Genomic DNA, 17,264 nt, shown 5'->3' with positions numbered 1-17,264 from the left:
TCTGACATGAGAATCTGTTTTCTGTGCCAGTCGCTTGAAACGCTCGGAGGTGTTCAGAGGGCCGTTGTTCTGCTTGCAAATGAGCTTGCTAATCGTGGTGAGCACATTGCAGTGCTTATGGATGGACCTAATCTAAATGCCAACCCTTATGGTCTTTCCAATAGGGTACAGATTCTCGAGGTTGAGCCGACTGGCAAGCGTTCGATAATTTCTAGATGTGTTTCAAAAGTGAGACAACATACTGGATTTCCTCGTCCCCGAATTCATAACGGGCGATTTCCCGAATCGATTCTAACTGGTAAAGAGTTTAACTTAATGCGCTCTCGCCTTGCTGATGGGCATTTCGACTTCGTTGTTGGTTGCGATCCTTTGCATACGATATTTGCAGTTTATATGTGTGACGGATTTGAGGCAAAGGTGTGCGGTTGGCAGCATAGCACCTATGATGGATATTTTCGCCAGAAGGGCAGAGGCTATTATGGACTCACAGAACTGTATAGAGATGCGATTGAGCACTGTTCCGTCAACTTCGTTCTAACTGACGAGAGCCGAAAGGTATATGAAAGAGAATTGGGATGCTCGGCGTTCGTTCTTCCCAACTCTATTACTGATCTTGGCTTAAGAAGCAAGGCTGAGAATTGTGTCCTGTATTGCGGTCGCCTCGATTCCGGCTCGAAGGGAGCGGACTATTTGCCCGCTATTGCCAGTGGGCTTGCCGAGTCGGGGTTTGAAGGACTATTTGAAGTCGTCGGAGATGGTCCCTACCGTAGTGAACTTGAGCGCTGGGTTTCCGATGCCGAGCTTCCTTTTCAAATGATATTTGAAGGCTTTGTATCAAACCCAGACGATTATTACGTGCACGCAAGTGTGCTCATCTCGCCATCCCGCTGGGAAGGTTTCGGACTATCTATCTTAGAGGGTATGTCTCACGGCGTTCCCTGCGTAGCATTTGATAACGATGGCCCTCGTTCGATTATTACGGATGGGTTTGACGGATACATCGTTCCCAACGGATCCCCGGTAGGTCTTGTTGATAAGACTATGGGCTTAATAAACGATGCGGCGCTTCGCTGTCGCATGGGGGATCGAGCCGTTGAAACAGCGCGTGATTTTCTAGTAAGTACTCAGGCGGACACATTTCTTTCAATATTGGAAGGTGCGATTGATGAGCAAGAAGCTCCTTATCACGATTGACACTGAAGCCGATAACCAGTGGGATGTTTCTCGTGGAATATCTACTGAAAACACCTTGTATCTTCCAAGGTTTCAGGAGCTCTGCGAGCGATATGGGTTTATCCCAACCTGGCTTACGAATTGGGAGATGTGCAATGACGAACGTTTCGTTCAATACATGAAGCCAAAGAATGATGCCGGGTTGTGCGAGATTGGCATGCATCTTCACGCATGGAACAATCCCCCGGAGTTTCCGCTTGAGACCGTTACTGACCAGCGCGCATACCTCATCGAATACACCGAGAGTCAGATGGCCTCAAAAATAGACGCTCTTCTCGATGCTCTGCAAAGCAACTTTGAGGCGCCGATTACTTCCCATAGGTCAGGGAGATGGGCTCTTGACGAGCGCTACATCGCCCTTTTGGCCGAGCGTGGTTTTGTTGTCGATTGCTCCGTGACCCCTCACATGAGTTGGGAGGGGGCTCTCGGTCAGAGTGGTATTCCGGGTTCAGACTATTCGATGTCGGATGAGTTGCCCTATGAGCTCCGCCCAGGTTTGCTCGAGGTACCTATGACCATCCGACGAACCAATAGATTTGCCCTCGATGCTGTGCACGAGCCACACGACGTTCTCCGACAGGGCAAGCGGCTTGTGATGGGACAATGGCAGTGGCTGAGGCCTTCTATGAACCCTTCGGCGAGTTCTTTAACTTCGCTTCTGAGAGACGTTTCCAAAAAAAATGACGCCTACGCGATGTTCATGATCCATTCCTCAGAGCTAATGCCGGGAGGTAGTCCTAATTTTCCCGATGAGAGCTCCATAGAAAAATTGTATCGGGTTATCGACAGGACTTTTGCCGTTGCGGCAAAACTCGGTTTCGAAGGTCAAGGCATGACGGCATTTGCAATGGATTTTTTCAGTTGTCGAGGGGAAAAGCTGAAGGCGAGCGAAAAGGCGTTCGAGAGAGGGCTTGCAAAGTGAAGAAAACGATTAAGCCTGCTAGCTGTTCAAGCGCTTCGATTCTAAATAATTCCAGAGTACTCGTTATCGGCGGAGACCACGAGAACACCCTTGCTTCCGTTAGAGCGTTGGGACTTGCCGGTATCGACTTCGATTTGTTAATACATAGCGGAAAGTCGTGCGGAAAATCTTCCGTTTTCGCTTCTAAGTATGCGCCCGTTCCTATTTATGCCGAGGGGAGCTACGACTCCATCCACAAAGCGATCAAGGCTTGGTTGGGGGATTCGGATCCTGCCGACTGTCTTCTCATGCCATCTTCTGACTTATCCGCACTCGTTATTGACGAGCGCTTCAGGTCGCTTGGCGTAAAGACAAGCGGTTTTTTAGGGGATGAATGGCGAATCTGTGACCTTATGGACAAGCACGCCCAATCACAGTGGGCGGCCGCACGTGGAATTCCCGTTGCCAAGGGCATCGAGATTGATTTGGCTGCCTCGGGTCCCCACAGCCCCTTGGCGCTTCCCGTCATAATTAAACCTGCCGTCAGCGCCGAGGGTCAGAAATCGGATATCAGAATCTGCCGAAACCCGGCAGAGTATGCTGATGCTGTTAGCGCCTTCTCAAATGCCGGATATAAGCGCGTTTTAGTCCAGGAACTTATCGGCTATGAATACGAGGTAACTTGTGTTGGTCTTATCCGGCTTGACGGGTCATTGGCATGGAGAGCCTATGCAAAGGAAGTCGTTTATCCCGAGGGAAGGGGCAGTATCGCTTCTGGACGTCTCGAAACTGATCCCTCGGTTCTTCAAGTGATTCATAGGGTGTTGAGTACACTGGCTGAAGAGGGATATCGAGGACTCTGCGACATTGAATTCTTTAAAACCCCGGATCGGGTGTTATTAAACGAGATCAATTTTAGGCAGAGCGGCATCGCTGCATTCACGTTTTACGAAGGCTTGTATCTCCCGTCTATATGGGCTAAAGAGTGCCTTGGCCTTCCTAGTGGATTTGTATGCGAATATCCTGAAAAGTCATATCGCGTTATTTATGAGACAAGCTATTTTCGCTATATGAGGGATACGGGCACCAGCGCTTTCGAATGGATTAAGGCCTTAAGGGAAGCCGGCGGTAAGAACTTGATATTTACGGGCGACAACGGTCCATTAAGAGTATTTATCTGGAATACCGTGACTAACAAGTTTAGACGACTCGCGGGGATAAAAGTATAGCCAGCAGATGATATTGCCAGACGATCAATTTGCATTGTTTATTAAAGGGCCGCATGCAGCGTTGTGTGTTTAATGACCAGTCTGCTGTATTGACCTCTATTACACTGTTTAGGAAGGACGCTGATGGGCGATAAAATAAAATCGTTGATACAAAGGCTCAAGGGAAACGAGTTTTGGCTTAAGCTTGCCAAGAACGTCTCCACCATTGTCGTTGGGCAAGGCGGTGCATCGGCCCTCAATATGGTTACTGCCTTTGCTTCCGCTGGTATTCTCGGAGCCGCGGGTTACGGTTCCCTGATGATCGGCCAGACTTTCATGCAGGCCGTGGACGCATTTCTCAACTTTCAGTCTTGGCAAGGAGTTATTCGTTACGGCTCTATTTGCATGGAGCGGCATGATGACGATGGGCTCGCGGCAACTATCAAAGCGGGCTTTTTTGTTGATGTCTGTTCTGCCATTGTTGGTTGTGCTGTCTCCTTTGCCATCGTTCCTTATGTTTCCAGTCTGCTCGGATGGGATGCTGTTTCCACTACCGCCGCTACGATATTTTGTTTCGAGATCATTGTTCACATCGAAGGGACGCCCACAGGCGTGCTGAGGCTTTTTGATAAGTTCAACTACGTTGCCATTTACGCTGTTTCTATTGCAGCGATGAAGCTTGCGCTAGTCGCATCAACCCTTTATTTGTACGGGCCAAACGTCGTAGCGGTTGCATGCGTCTACTGTGCCGTTGACATCATCAAGGGAGTTGCGCTCTTCGTTCTGGCTCTTGCTGTTGTAAGTAAGCGCATCGGGCTCAAAAAAGTAGTTGCCGCTAAACAACATGATCTTCCTTCGGGCTTCCTCTCCTTCACGCTCTGGTCGAATCTCGCTGGAACTGCGGATGCGCCCATTCAATACTTCGATGTCTTCTTCCTCTCAATGCTGTCAAGCGAGGTCGTCGGCGTATTTAAGTTCTTTAAGCAGCTGCTTACGGCCTTTACCCTTCTGTCCACTCCTGTGCAGCAAGCTATCATGCCACAATTGGCCGAGTTAATTGCGAAAGGCAAGAACGAGCAGGCTTACAGTGTGGTTAAGAGAATCGAGCGAATCTTTATCAAGGTGGTTACGCCGTTTGCATTTTTGGCTATTATTGTCGTACCGCCAGCGCTCGGCTATTTTATGGACCCGCTGTACGGGAGGTATTGGTACCTCTTTGCGGCCCTTACGGCCCTTACAGAGGTCGGTATCGTATTTACGGCTCTTCACCCATGTTTCACCGCTTATGGACTTTCTAAACAGTCGACCGGAATAACCCTTCTGGCCAATGTTACATACCTCCTCGCCTGTTATTTCCTCTTATCCGTAATGGGGGTCATGGCGATTCCACTTGCTATGTGCATGCAGTATGCGCTAGCAATTTGTCTCAAGACCATTTACATCAAGAGAGTAGTTCTGCCTTAGCGCATTCGCATTCTAGGGTTATTTATCTTCGACGGCCGCACACTAAAACCATGCTGAATAATGAAGATATCGCCTCGCTTTAATAAATGTCGAAATAAGATTGGAGTGATACCAAATGTCAATTATTTCGACCGTTGTCTGGAAGTTAATGCCGGGGGAGAAGAAACTTAAAAAACTCCGCGAGCGTGGATTGGTTATCGGAGAAGGATGCGAAATACTCAACGGATACAATTTTGGCTCTGAGCCGTACCTTGTTGAGATTGGCAACAACGTTCGTATAACGAGAGGTGTTAACATCACCACTCATGACGGAGGTGTCTGGGTGCTCCGCCGTAAATATCCTGAGTTAATGGATATGGATCGATTCGGCAAGGTAAAGATTGGCGATAATTGTCACATCGGAATGAATTCTCTTATCATGCCAGGCGTAACTATAGGCAAGAACTGCATCATTGGAGCAGGCGCTATCGTTACACACGATATTCCTGATGACTCTGTGGCAGTGGGTGTTCCCGCGCGGGTTATTGAGACAGTTGAAGAGTACATGGAGAAAAATAGGGAAGACTTTCTTCCTACTAAGAATCTTAGGTTTGACAAGAAGCGGGCTGTCGTGAAGCGTTACTGCGAAGAGGGGTTGATACGTTAATGGGCGCAGCTGCGATGATTCATTCAGAGAGGGACGAAACGGCTCCCCTTCATGAGTCATCAACAAAGGTCAATTATCCCGATTTAGATACTGCAAAACTGTTAATGGCATTTCTTGTTGTTGAGATTCATACGCGGCCATTGGAGGCTCTGGATATTCCCGAGAGGATCGTCGAAGGTATAGACGTGGTCGCGGTGCCATTCTTTTTTATCGCTTCGGCTTTTCTCTGCTTTCGAGGCCTAAGCGAGGCTGATTTTTCAGATTCTTCATCCTGCGCCTCAATTAGGGTTCGCAAGACCGCCTATAAACTTCTTGAGCTTTATCTCATCTGGACGGTACTTTATCTACCTATAACCATCTTTGGTGATTTGCTGTATGGAAAGGACTTGCTGCATGGGCTTCTAGCGTTTGTTCGTCAAACGCTGTTTGTGGGAGAGAACTTCTGCTCGTGGCCTTTATGGTATTTACTGGCGGGATTCGTTGCTTTTGCCTTGATGTATTGCTGCCTGCGGAGCGGTGTGGCCCTGAAGCGGGTCGTTGGGCTATCCTTCCTCTTTCTGTTGGCTGGTTATTTCATCATGGTAGTTGCTGAGTGGAGCGATGCGCCGAGGGCGATTGCGATTCCAGTGGGTATTTACGAGAAACTATTCGTTAACACTCGCAATGGGTTATTTGAAGGCTTCTTTTACGTTGCATTGGGCGCATTTTTCGGCACAAAGCATGAGCGTTTCGAAGCGATGCCGTTCGTTTATCTTCTTATCGGCCTTATCTTTGGCGTAGTAGGGTGCATTTTCATAAATGCAAATGCACACCTGCCGTTTTGCGCTTGCGCCGGTACCTGCTTGTTTTTGCTTTCGATTAAACGCTGCGGCCCCGACCTCCTTCCCCATGTTGGTATGCGTAACGCGAGCACGATAATCTATCTAGTTCATATGATGTTCGCCGTCGTATTCGTTTACGGAATATGTGGCGGCGTCAATCCTGACATTCATGCGAATAATGCAGATCGACTCCTGCTTTATTTCTTTTCGCTCGGAGGTTCTGCACTACTTTCTGCCGTAGTCATCCAGCTTTCAAAGAAATCGCCTTTGACAAAACGCATTTTTGGGATTTAGGGAAGGGAATAGATTAGAAAGACCTTATCTGCTTACGTCCAATAATTTAATCAAACAGTTTAGATAAAGTGTGGTATCGCATCTATCTCAATCTAGGGTAAGTCCTGTCGGCTATCAGGTAATGGCGCACCACCCTTGCGATCTGGTCCCATCTGTCGCGCGCCTGGATGTTCTGCAGCAACATCCCCGTGAAGCGCCACAGGTAGCACTTGAGCCTGGAGCACAGATTGTTTGCCACCTCTATCCACTCCAGGTCGACCGGGTCGTTGATGTCGGTCCTGTGCGCCTCGCTCTCGAGCCCGTCGTCCCTGACCAACGCATTGTGCGCCCTCTCTAGGTCGTGGATGAGCGGCGACCCGGGCGACATCCAGCTCACATGGCCTTCCTCACGCGCGCCAAGCTGGGCTTCCTGTGGCTGCAGACGACCGCGACGGGATTCTTGTGGATGTCGATTGCCACGCAGATGCAGAGCTTCTGGCGGGATAGGCCGCGCTTGCGGGCCTGCCCGTAGCCCTTGGAGAGGTCGGTGTCATAGATGTAGGTCTCGTCAACCGCCCCCGAAAGCGCAGATCGCATTCGCGAAGATTACGCTGAGTATTTCAAGGCGGTCGTAAAGGCTTGTGCGATCTTCCGCCTTGCAGCCGACCCATTCCCCATATTAAGAAGCGACCCCCAATGTGAGTATAGATCCCCAGATTGCATAACGCCCGAATTCAGCCAGAGCTTTATTGGGAATTGTTTGGGAAACGATTTTGTTGAGCATTACATTGAGACGGATTATTACCGCAATTGGGTGAATGCGACTTAGTCAACATTTCCTCAGTTGAAGGAGGCAACATATAATGTTTCAAACGTGCACTATATTGATTTGTCTAACATCGAAGACATTCTTGATGAGCTAGATAAGTTAACGTTATATGAGGCAACTGCTGTTTTATTCACTGCACTATTCTCAGAGAAAGTAATTGCCATTCATATAACCGGCATGCTTGATGCATTTAGCAATTCGGCTAGACCGTCGGGCGGTCTGTACCTTTCAGATATGAGTGATTACGCGAGTCAACTTGGCGGAGTCAACGTTCCACTCGCGGAGATCTGTCATCTCGCTAGTCTTGATACATCGCATGAGTATTCTCCCGTTAGCTCATTCATTACTTCGTTTTCTATTGCGTCAGATTTTGCTTGCGTTGAGACCGATAAGCTTCTTGATGACAATGAAGTTGAGCTAGGCCGAAAAGCGGCAGAAGAGCTTGATTGGCTTTGGAGCCGGATCAAAACAGGCCAATGTGCTATGTCTGAATTAGAGGAAACGGAGCTGTTCAAGCGGATTAAACAGAACGCGTAAATAGTTTGTTGTCGCGTCTACGACGGCAAAAAAGAACCGGTCATGGGCGCGTGTTGCCTGACAAAGACCGGCTTCGGCAACTTCCGCACAAGCTCAATCCAAGGTGTCATGAAGTGCGCGAAGGCCGAGGGCGTGCCCGTGGTGGTCTACGAGCCCACGCTGGACGCGCCGGAGTTCTTCGGCTCCGAGGTGATCCACGACCAGGATGTCTTCAAGGCCGGCCGCGACGTTATCGTCGCAAACCGCTGGAGCAACGAGCTCGCGGGCGTGGCGGACGGGCATACACGAGGGATCTGTTTAAGCGGGACTAGGGGAGGGGACGGCCTGTGCTGGGCGCGCATTCCCTTTCTTTGATTTTACTGTGTTGAGGATGAGGGTCTATCGGCTAACGCCGATAGACCCTCATCCCTTTTCAAAATAATTATTACTACATAGATACCGCATTTCATGAGTTACAAATTGGTTGGATACCAGGTTCCAATTACGTTTTAATATTATTTTTGGAAGTAATCTATTTGGATTCGATCGGTGGATCTCTGTGTCTAAAGTTCTTTGGATAATCGGCAACGGCTTTGATAAAAACCTTGGCTTGAAGACTGGTTATCGTTCTTTTCTGCTTAATAAGTATTTTGCACCCGGTGAAACTAACGAGTATCGCGATGAGCTCGTTAGGCGTTTGGATACTTTTGATCCAAAATCTCAGTCGGATCTTTGGTCTGATCTCGAGCGGCTATTAGGTGAAGTGTCTCAGTATTATGAGGATGACGTAGACCTGTTCCATGAAACGTTCGAAGATATTCAACGCCAGCTTCTGGAGTACGTAGCGCAAGAGGCGGGACGTTTGCCCAATGAGTTTCCTCCTGCTGCTATTGATGAATTCAGGGAATCGTTATGCCTGTTTTCACGTCGTCTTGAAGCCCTGGATCAGATTGAAGCAATTCCGGAGGTTATTCCATCGGAGAACGCTTGGGTTTCTGCGATTTCGCTCAACTATACAAACTCCTTTGATTCACTTTGGAATTCAGCCATTCATGATGAGAAGTTAGATTCCGTTGCGAACGGAGCTGCCGTGATATCTTTTTACCCTGACCATCTTCTTCATTTGCACGGGGTTGTTGATAGTTCGGGTAACGGTGATTCACCAATATTTGGGGTCTCTGACCAGTCTCAGATTTCTTCGAGTTTATGCTCGGAGGATCCTGATTTTATTGAGCTATGGGTTAAGAGCGAGCGAAACGCCAGCTTATTGCGCAACACTAAAGGCCAAATGATGGCATCTCTTGTGAGCTCCGCTAATGCTATCTGTATTTATGGATGCAGCCTCGGCCTCAGTGACGCTTATATTTGGAAAATTGTTGGTAGGAGAATCACTACCTCCGCTACTCGTCTTTATATTTTTGATCATGAACTTCCTGACAGAAGGACTGGTTCTTTCCGACGTTTCCAAACGCGGCGGAAAGATCTTATTGATTCTTTTTTGAAAGCTGCTGAAATTAAAGAGCCAGATAAAGAAACCGCTATTAAACATATTGTTCCAGTTGAATCTTCAAAGATTTTCAAATTCGATTCACTTCTGAAGCTGGGCGTCTAACGCAACCGGCTCGTACGATAAGACTTGATTAAATGCATACTTGATGTCAATTAATAAGGAGGTCGGTGTGAATATTGACACTGTAAAGGAACTTGCTGAGGTTCCGGTACTTGAAAAAGCTTATGACGATCTTGTCCATCCCTCCGCTAAGTCGGTTGGCAAAATGCTCAGTTTGTTACCAAGAACGGTTGCCATTTGGCTTTCGTCTTGGGACCGTTGGGTAGTGAACAGGGAAGAGAGCATCGCGCGCACCATAGATGCAATGGGATCTCGTGTTGATGAGATTCCCGAGGACCATCTCACTGAGCCTCCTGCCCATATTGCCGTGCCTGCAATTCAGCAACTTTCATATTGTTATGACAGCGAGGATTTACGAGAGATGTACGCTAATCTTTTGCTTTCCTCTATGGACGATCGTGTAGCTGAATATGTTCACCCAAGCTTTGTTCAGATACTCAAAGAGATTAGTCCTGACGAGGCTAAGCTCTTGGGATCGATGGCTGGCTTAGGGACTGACGGCCCGATTTCTATTCCTCTTATTGATTTACGTATCGTTCGTTCTAACGAAATCGTGCCTAGCGAATGGAAGACTATTGTTTCAGGCTATAACGAGTGCTGCCTGACTGTCTGCGAGCATCCTGAGCAGTCTTTAGTGTACCTCGGGAATCTTGATCGGCTGGGAATTCTTAAGCGTTTTGATTATTACTCCGAAGCCGATAAGCCAGCGTTCGAGGCATATGAATCCAGCGAGGCAATTCGCGATGTGATGGCGAAAATTGAGCTCGAGGATGGTAAAAGATTTGATTTTCGGCGCTGGAGTTATAGAGTTACGGATTTAGGACAGAATTTTATCAAGATTTGTGTTTCGCAAAATGTAAAGAGTTGAGGTACTGGGCAGCTATTTGCGAAAACAACACTAGCTCTTGTGAGCAGCACCGCTGTTTATTCAAGGCAATGACAGTCCGTCTCGCTTATTTCATCGAGGACGAACCTAATGGGTGGTTCTATTATTTAATTTGTATCAAGCGTGCGGTTGGACACAGCCGATGACGTTCGAGCCTAAGAACGCCATCGGCTGTGTCCGCCTCAAGCTCTACCGCAGCGGCGAGAATGTCCGCGGCTGAATTTACACCGAGGACCACAGCTCTGTGGTCTGGAATATCCTTACGAAGGGCCGCATGGGGGAGAACCACCTAATCGGCGTCGACGGGGAGATGAGTAACATAACGGCCCTGCGCTTGATTCTCGAGGCCATGGGACACGGCCTGAAGGACTTCGGCTGGGTCGCCGCCCGCCCCGACCGCGACCGTCGCTACGCCACCCACAAATGTAGAATTTCTCTGCAAACATTCTTGCTGAATCAATTAAGAAGGATCAACAAGAGTAAGGATAAAAACGAAAGAGTCATCTAACATCAAACTTGCCAATGCTGACATTTTTGAGGCCGGACCGCTTTACTACTAGTAAATAAAGCAATCCGACCTTATTTGAGCAGACTTTTAAACCAAGAGTCATTAATTGCTTTTTGAGCAAGCAATGCTGTACATCCATTTATTGCACCTTGTTGGAGAACCATTGGGCACTCTCACATGTCGACTGCGGCATTGTTGAACCCAACTGCGCCTTGAGCCGCAACCTGTGCTTAGTTGCATCCAGTCACCGTGCCCGTGTTGGTCTACGAGCCCACTCTGTATGTCGGTCGCTAGGCCAGCCACGATCTGGACCCCTTCAAGGTCGACTGCAACGTGATCGATGCCAACCGCTGAAGCAACGAGTCCGCGAACGAGCGGACAGGGGTGTATCAGCGCATACGCCGATACACCCCATTTTTCAACTTCCAGAATTTATCTTCAAATCGTTTATCGGCTGTCTAATTAAGAAGACCGGGATAATTGGTGACTATGAACGTCGTAAGTGCTGCGACGTTATTCGCGAAAGCGACGCAACCATTAAAATCTTTGAGTGCACCCATGACCGTCTTTACGATTGACGCCTTCGGCTTCTCCTCAGCCAAGGCCTCTTGCATTGCCTCAACGGCATTCGAGGCGTCTTGCCGGCAATCTACTTCAAGACTGCTAACAGAGCTTTTAAGGTCATTCAGAATCTTGTCAAGTTCTTCTTTAAGCTCGCCGTCTGCTTGGCTAACCGTAACCGTCGCGTTATCCGTTGCCATAGCGGCGACTGCACCACCTTTATTTCCAAAGTAATTTATTTGCGATGCATTACTATCTAGCCCCATTTCAATTCCTTCCAACGTGAGCATACGAATAATCCCCGCAATAAGACGCCTTGCAACATCCTCCAAAAAGTTCTTAGTCCAATCATCGAACCGTTTTGAACCATGCGAATAGCCCATGAGCAACAAGTCCCTGTTGCATGCATGCTCTTCAACCAAGGCGTGAAGGAGTAAATAAACGACAGCCGTCTCTCCTTTATAATCAGGCGGAAACGGACCAAATTTCGAATAAACGTTTTTAGAAACAGATTGAACAACAGCGGATGCATCAAACCCCTCTGGGGTGTGATTAACAACGGCGTCTTCGATAAAGTCTTTTATAAGGGGCTATCTTCTATGAACTTTAAATATCGAGTAATAGCCGTCTCAAGTTCTGAATAGCTCGCGCGAAGCAGCGCATTCGCCTCTGTATTGTGTTCATAGAGGAGCTTTTTCAATGTAATCTTGCTATTGTTCATTAAGCTGTCCTATTCCACAGAGTGGGCACGTATAAGCAGACATTATTAAAGTTGGAGAAATCTTGCTTTGACACAGGCAATCTTGGCACGTTGCAATCTGTAAAGCCTCAATAGACGCTCGAATGGGCAGTTCAGGCTCCCTATTGCTAGATGACTTCACTTTGAACTGAATTAGAGATCCTTTGCTCCTTTTCGAGAACGACTGAAGTTCCGGAGCGATTGCATCGAACGCTAGGTTCGCCGCTTTAGCAAGCGCCAGGTCTCTAACATCTTCAGTGATAAACCCATCGCCAGTCAATCCACAGGAAGGGCAATAAATGTTAAAAATGCTGTCGGACTCTATGTCTTTGACAGTGAGTTTGAACAGTTCCCCGCAGTGGGGGCATTGAAGCAGAACAAACCCATCATCATCACAAGGTATTGAAATTTCAAAGCTCATATCTTCCAAATAGTCCCCAATCGTAAAAAATTGACAAGGTATAGTTGACGCCATTAAGGGCTAGTGATTTTCGAACATAAATTCGATATCTTTAGCAATATTGTATATCAGTATGTTGAACAAGAAATGCCCGCAAGGAATACCATCAATTCATGTCTGGTGGAATCTCATTTACCCCTTCCTTTCACCGACTGGCAAAACGATTTACACCTAATTCCTCGGACTGTTTACGGGCATTTTCTTTGTTTTCGGGTTGATCTCACTAAACTAATAACTGCTGCTACCAGGGCATTTTCTGGTGCACATTCTATTGGCTCCTGCGAAGATCGGAGCAGGTATGTTTGCTGCCAAGTCCCACACTAGCCGTCATTACATTGCGATTGTTGTCATGGCCTGCCTATGCGTTTTGCTGGGCGGGCCTTCTTATGCCGCGGGCGCTGAGAGCCTCATCATCGCGGGCGCGACGTACTGCGAGCCGGGCGTGTCGGGCCCCGGCTGGGCTTGGACCGATGCCGACCACCTTGAGCTTAACGGCTACGCGGGCGAGGCCATCGGCGCCGACGGCGACCTGGTGCTGACGCTTGCCGGGCAAAACTCCGTGACGGAGTCACATGCGCCCGATGCGGGCATCACGCTGTTCGGCATGGAGGTGTGGGGCAACCTGACGCTTCGCGGTACCGGGACCCTGACGGCGACGGGCTCGCAGTGCGGGATCCACGCCTCGCAGGCGCTCGTGGTGGACGGCTGCACCGTCGACGCCCGGGCGGACGGGGCCGATATCACGGACGAGGCGGTCGCCGGCGTGATCGCAGGCGACATGGCCGTGCGCGGCGGCGGACGCGTCATTGCCGCGGGCGCCGGGTCCGGAGCGGGCGTGCGCGCCTACGGCGTGTATCTGCAGGATGCGGGCCTTGGCGATGGTGCGGCCGGCTGTCGGCTTTCCGTCGACGCCTCGTGGCTTGATGCGGCCGGTGCCGACGGCGGCGTTGCGTGCACGGGCGGGTCGCTTGTGTCCGCACGGTTTGTGACGCCTGCCGGTGGGGCTTTTGGTGCTAGCAGCGTGGTGGATGCCTCCGGTGCGGTAGCACCGCATGTGGTAGTTGAGCCCGATGTGGCCACGCCGTCAACGGGGGAGACCGATGGGGGCGAGGTACCGGGTGATAGCACGGACAAGTCTCCCGCCAATGCTACCCCCGCTGCCGGAGAGCCCACCACAGGGCCCACGGCAAATCCCGCACTGAAACCCGCGGCCGCGACAACCAAGACAAAAACGACAGCAACCAAGACCACGGTCGCCAAGACCACTAAGCCCAAGACGGCTACCACGACAACCGCCACGCTCCCCAAGACCGGCGAGAACTGCTGGATCGCCGCGTCCGTGGCGCTTTTGCTGCTGGGGACAGTGCTGCTCGTCGCCGTACGCCGCTGCTGAAACACTAATTTTTCGGAAGTGCGGGGAAAGCAGAACCTGTCGACCGTAACCCGCTATTTATCAACAAAACCACAGGTCGCGAAAGCGTAAAACCGTGGGCTGGTCAGCAGATCTCGGTTTTATCCCGCACTTCCGGAATTGTCTCCATTAGAGGCCAACCAACAGTCGGCGATTGTATCTCATGCAGTCAGTTAGTTAAAATTGGCCATGATTGCGCTTGCCGACATATCATTCACCATCTCACGCGTGCTACCTCGCTACGATATTCACGAGGCTCATGATGATATAATTTCTACCAAAGCATCGTTTGGCTTGGGATGGATTTAGTTCAGTTCCCGAATGAGGGCAGGCTCTTGGGACCGAGAAATTTTTACTCCTGGGTTCAAGCCTTGCAACTGCCGGCGCATCGATACCTTTTGTTATGCCAAAGTGATACACACATAACGAAGAAAGCCCCTGCGGGAAACGCTTCCGCTACATTTTCGAATATCTGTCCCAGCGAGCATCTATCATAGGATGAGATTACTGGGCAATAGCCATAAGGATTGGAACTGCTGTGAATATCTTCAGCTGGAACGACTTGAATCCAACTGCTCGCGAATACATCTTGATGGCCAAAGATGTGCGTGATATGCAATATCGCAAACAATGGCCTACGCCTGGAGGTAAAACGCTAATCGAACTCGTTGCTAACGAGAATAAAGCCCTTAAGTTTTATCTTGATCTTACAGAGAATAAAAGAAGTTCTTCCTTAATCCTTGGACTTTCCGCTGACAGAAAAAGCACCATGCAGACACGCGTATCGGATCGTCCATTAATTCGTCTTGATTATAGTGATAATCCCGAGGTCCTTCGTCACAGAAATCCAGACGGATCGCTGGTCCTTGGTACTCATGTCCATTTTGATATAGACGGATACGGCGCCAAATGGGCTTGTGGCATCCCAGGTCAAAATATTCTGAAACCTCTGAACGACGATTTTGCATCACTCTTTTGGTCATTTCAGGAAACTTGTAATATTACAGACAAGCTTAAAGTAGAGCTATCTCTGGGGGTGTGAGATGAACGTAGATCAGGCTCGAGGCTTTATCAGCGCATACGCCAAGTTCGTAGAGGCAAATATGGTCCCGGTCCAGCAAGGTAATGGCGTCTGCATCTCCACCCCCATGCTCAATCGAAACAACGATTGCATGCGGGTTTATCTGGGTGATGACCCAGCAGGCGGCTATGTCATTTCTGATCTTGGTGAAACCATCAATGATCTTGAATTGTCTGGATTCACCATGAAAGGACAGCGAATCGATAAGCTCAATTCGATTCTTTCTGGCTTTTCGGTAAAGGAAGAAAAAGGCGAACTGTGTATAACGGCTTCCGGATCTGACCTTCCTATGAAGATGAATATGCTTCTTCAGGCTATGGCCTCTGTTGATGATATGTTCTTGTTATCTCAAAGCAGTGTGAGAAACCTCTTCACTGAAGATGTCGGCAATTGGCTGCTTGATAATGAAATCCCTTATGTTCCTGGCCCGTCTTTCCAGGGCCGATCCGGACTTTCGTTTAAATTTGACTATGCAATTGGTAAAAACAAGAGAAGACCCATGCGCCTTATTAAAACGGTAAATAATCCTGGTAAGCAAGGCATTCAAAATGCATTATTTGGATGGGAAGACATTAAGTCGGCACGCAACGATTGCGAAGGAGTCGTTTTTCTCAACTCCACCAACACTAAAGATGGTGTTGTCTCCCCCGAGTCTATCGAAGCTTGCAAAAACTACGGACTTACTCCAATCATTTGGGGCGTCGATCAAGACTCCTATGTTCCCATGCTCGCTGCATAGGCGGTTTAATTTTGAAATGCTCATGCAAGCTGATGAATGGCAATTAGGCATGCCTTGCTACTCATTCCATTCGTCTGTATGCTTTACTCAGTTTTTGTTCGTAAGGCGCGACCAATGAAATCAAAAGAACGACTACCGCGAAGATCTTGGTTGCAGAGCACGACCAATGCAATATAAATAATGCTCGCGAAGATGACGCCTTCAACTGCTTAGGTTGAAGGCGTCTTGATTTACAAGCGGTATCGACTTAACCTGTGCAGCTGAGGGTAATTCGCGTTTTTCCTGCCGGAAGCATACTACGTGCCGAGCGTGTCGGGCCCCGGATGGGCCTGGACCGATGCTGACCACCTGGAGTTTAACGGCTACGTGGCTGAGGCCATCGGCGCAGATGGCGACATGGTGCTGACGTTTACCGGGCAAAACTCCGTGATATAGTCGCATGCGACCGATGCGGTCATCACGCTATGCGACATGGAAGTGTGGGGCAACCAGGCACTTCGCGGTACCGGGACCCTGACGGCGACGAGCCCCCAGTGCATGATAACGTTTCACAGGCGTTCGCGTTGGACGTTGCACCGTCGATGCCTCGTGGCTGGATACGACCGGTGCCGATGGCAGCGTTGCGCGCACGGGCGGCTCGCTTGTGTCTGCGCGGTTTGTGGTGCCTTCCGGCGGGGTCTTTGGTGCTGAGGTGGGTAGATGCTGCCGGGGGCCGTGGCCGCGTATGTGGTGATTGGACCCGTTGTGGCCACGCCACCGGCTGTGTGGAGACCGATGGATGCGGCGCGTGGGTGGCAGGGCGGGCTAGCCTGCTGGCGGTGCCGGTCATGTTGCAGGGCAGCCCGGTGCTTGGTAGTTGACGGACCTCGTAGCGAAGCCCACGAACGCAGCGCCCAAGACAATCACAACGACCAGGCCACGGTGGCCACGTCGTCCAAGCCCAAGACTGCCACCGCGACAACTTTAGCTCTTCTCAAAACCGGCGACAACAACTGGATTACTGCTACCTTTACACTGCTTTTTCCGGGAATAATGTTTCTAGGTGCAGCATATTATTGCTGAAACACTTTTTGAATTTTCTAGCTTAGGCACCACCAAGTACCGTGAAATGGTACCGCCAATATTGAGCTTAGTCCCCGGTGAATTATTTTTACCTGCGATCCGCCCCAGGGAGCCGCTGTATGTCGACCTTGCATATGTCGACTTTGACCGCGTTGAGCGCGATCCCGCCCATGATTGCATGCGTATTGATTCCGCCGCCGGGTCTTGAGTTCCACTCCCGGTACCGTCAAGATTCTTTCGCAAATTGATCGAGGCGGCCTCGGCCCCGCCTTGCTCTAGCCCTCCGCCTTCTTGCT

General features: G+C 49.5%; 18 protein-coding genes. 15 read left to right on the top strand and 3 right to left on the bottom strand.

The window, feature by feature from the left end; translation table 11 throughout:
• Positions 1-6: 6 nt before the first annotated feature.
• From PMX70_RS01170 to PMX70_RS01145, 6 genes are all read left to right on the top strand, one after another.
• Positions 7-1,194 carry a glycosyltransferase gene (locus PMX70_RS01170; RefSeq protein WP_271742556.1) on the top strand — a complete coding sequence of 396 codons (1,188 nt, stop codon included), beginning with the start codon at positions 7-9 and terminating at the stop codon, positions 1,192-1,194.
• Positions 1,166-2,155 (top strand): polysaccharide deacetylase family protein, encoded by a 990-nt coding sequence (locus tag PMX70_RS01165; RefSeq protein ID WP_271742555.1) that lies wholly within the window; start codon positions 1,166-1,168, stop codon positions 2,153-2,155. Before PMX70_RS01170 ends, PMX70_RS01165 begins: the two co-directional genes overlap by 29 nt.
• The gene (locus PMX70_RS01160; protein ID WP_271742554.1) at positions 2,152-3,363 is read left to right on the top strand and encodes an ATP-grasp domain-containing protein; all 1,212 of its coding nucleotides are present in this window, start codon (positions 2,152-2,154) and stop codon (positions 3,361-3,363) included. The genes PMX70_RS01165 and PMX70_RS01160 overlap by 4 nt, the downstream gene beginning before the upstream one ends.
• 123 nt (positions 3,364-3,486) lie before the next feature.
• On the top strand, positions 3,487-4,806 hold the full coding sequence (locus PMX70_RS01155) for a lipopolysaccharide biosynthesis protein (RefSeq protein ID WP_271742553.1): 1,320 nt from the start codon (positions 3,487-3,489) through the stop codon (positions 4,804-4,806).
• A gap of 115 nt (positions 4,807-4,921) precedes the next feature.
• A complete protein-coding gene (locus tag PMX70_RS01150) occupies positions 4,922-5,452 on the top strand; it encodes an acyltransferase (protein ID WP_271742552.1) in 531 nt (176 codons plus the stop codon).
• Complete coding sequence (locus tag PMX70_RS01145; RefSeq protein WP_271742551.1) at positions 5,452-6,567, top strand: acyltransferase family protein; 1,116 nt, start codon at positions 5,452-5,454, stop codon at positions 6,565-6,567. Before PMX70_RS01150 ends, PMX70_RS01145 begins: the two co-directional genes overlap by 1 nt.
• An 82-nt stretch (positions 6,568-6,649) precedes the next feature.
• Here the strand turns inward: PMX70_RS01145 and PMX70_RS01140 are convergent, their stop codons facing one another.
• Both PMX70_RS01140 and PMX70_RS01135 read right to left on the bottom strand, forming a co-directional pair.
• The gene (locus tag PMX70_RS01140) at positions 6,650-6,943 is read right to left on the bottom strand and encodes a hypothetical protein (protein WP_271742550.1); all 294 of its coding nucleotides are present in this window, start codon (positions 6,941-6,943) and stop codon (positions 6,650-6,652) included.
• The gene (locus tag PMX70_RS01135; protein ID WP_271742549.1) at positions 6,940-7,143 is read right to left on the bottom strand and encodes a hypothetical protein; all 204 of its coding nucleotides are present in this window, start codon (positions 7,141-7,143) and stop codon (positions 6,940-6,942) included. The genes PMX70_RS01140 and PMX70_RS01135 overlap by 4 nt, the downstream gene beginning before the upstream one ends.
• 292 nt (positions 7,144-7,435) lie before the next feature.
• On the opposite strand from PMX70_RS01135, the gene PMX70_RS01130 reads away from it, so the two are divergent.
• The 5 genes from PMX70_RS01130 to PMX70_RS01110 all read left to right on the top strand — a co-directional run bounded on the left by PMX70_RS01130 (position 7,436) and on the right by PMX70_RS01110 (position 10,915).
• Complete coding sequence (locus PMX70_RS01130) at positions 7,436-7,912, top strand: hypothetical protein (RefSeq protein ID WP_271742548.1); 477 nt, start codon at positions 7,436-7,438, stop codon at positions 7,910-7,912.
• Positions 7,913-7,954: 42 nt separating this feature from the next.
• The gene (locus tag PMX70_RS01125) at positions 7,955-8,266 is read left to right on the top strand and encodes a hypothetical protein (RefSeq protein ID WP_271742547.1); all 312 of its coding nucleotides are present in this window, start codon (positions 7,955-7,957) and stop codon (positions 8,264-8,266) included.
• Between the two features lie 184 nt (positions 8,267-8,450).
• The gene (locus tag PMX70_RS01120; RefSeq protein ID WP_271742546.1) at positions 8,451-9,503 is read left to right on the top strand and encodes an AbiH family protein; all 1,053 of its coding nucleotides are present in this window, start codon (positions 8,451-8,453) and stop codon (positions 9,501-9,503) included.
• A 67-nt stretch (positions 9,504-9,570) separates the two neighbouring features.
• On the top strand, positions 9,571-10,389 hold the full coding sequence (locus tag PMX70_RS01115) for a DUF4393 domain-containing protein (RefSeq protein ID WP_271742545.1): 819 nt from the start codon (positions 9,571-9,573) through the stop codon (positions 10,387-10,389).
• Positions 10,390-10,651: 262 nt separating this feature from the next.
• Positions 10,652-10,915, top strand: coding sequence for a hypothetical protein (locus tag PMX70_RS01110; RefSeq protein ID WP_271742544.1), 264 nt, complete (start codon positions 10,652-10,654; stop codon positions 10,913-10,915).
• Between the two features lie 458 nt (positions 10,916-11,373).
• Here the strand turns inward: PMX70_RS01110 and PMX70_RS01105 are convergent, their stop codons facing one another.
• Positions 11,374-11,859, bottom strand: coding sequence for a hypothetical protein (locus PMX70_RS01105; RefSeq protein WP_271742543.1), 486 nt, complete (start codon positions 11,857-11,859; stop codon positions 11,374-11,376).
• 1,114 nt (positions 11,860-12,973) lie between these two features.
• Between PMX70_RS01105 and PMX70_RS01100 the strand changes: the two genes are divergently transcribed.
• The 4 genes from PMX70_RS01100 (at position 12,974) to PMX70_RS01085 (ending at position 16,341) form a co-directional block, all read left to right on the top strand.
• A complete protein-coding gene (locus PMX70_RS01100; protein WP_271742542.1) occupies positions 12,974-14,068 on the top strand; it encodes a hypothetical protein in 1,095 nt (364 codons plus the stop codon).
• Between the two features lie 556 nt (positions 14,069-14,624).
• Positions 14,625-15,128: a DUF6978 family protein gene (locus PMX70_RS01095; protein ID WP_124786174.1), complete on the top strand. Its 504-nt coding sequence runs from the start codon at positions 14,625-14,627 to the stop codon at positions 15,126-15,128.
• Position 15,129: 1 nt separating this feature from the next.
• Positions 15,130-15,906, top strand: a complete 777-nt coding sequence (locus tag PMX70_RS01090) for a DUF1828 domain-containing protein (protein WP_055250181.1) — start codon at positions 15,130-15,132, stop codon at positions 15,904-15,906.
• Between the two features lie 300 nt (positions 15,907-16,206).
• Complete coding sequence (locus PMX70_RS01085) at positions 16,207-16,341, top strand: hypothetical protein (RefSeq protein WP_262348760.1); 135 nt, start codon at positions 16,207-16,209, stop codon at positions 16,339-16,341.
• Positions 16,342-17,264 lie beyond the last annotated feature (923 nt).

The organism is Collinsella aerofaciens, assembly GCF_028206795.1.
GTDB lineage: Bacteria > Actinomycetota > Coriobacteriia > Coriobacteriales > Coriobacteriaceae > Collinsella > Collinsella aerofaciens_AX.
This window is presented reverse-complemented; position numbering and strand designations above follow the sequence as displayed.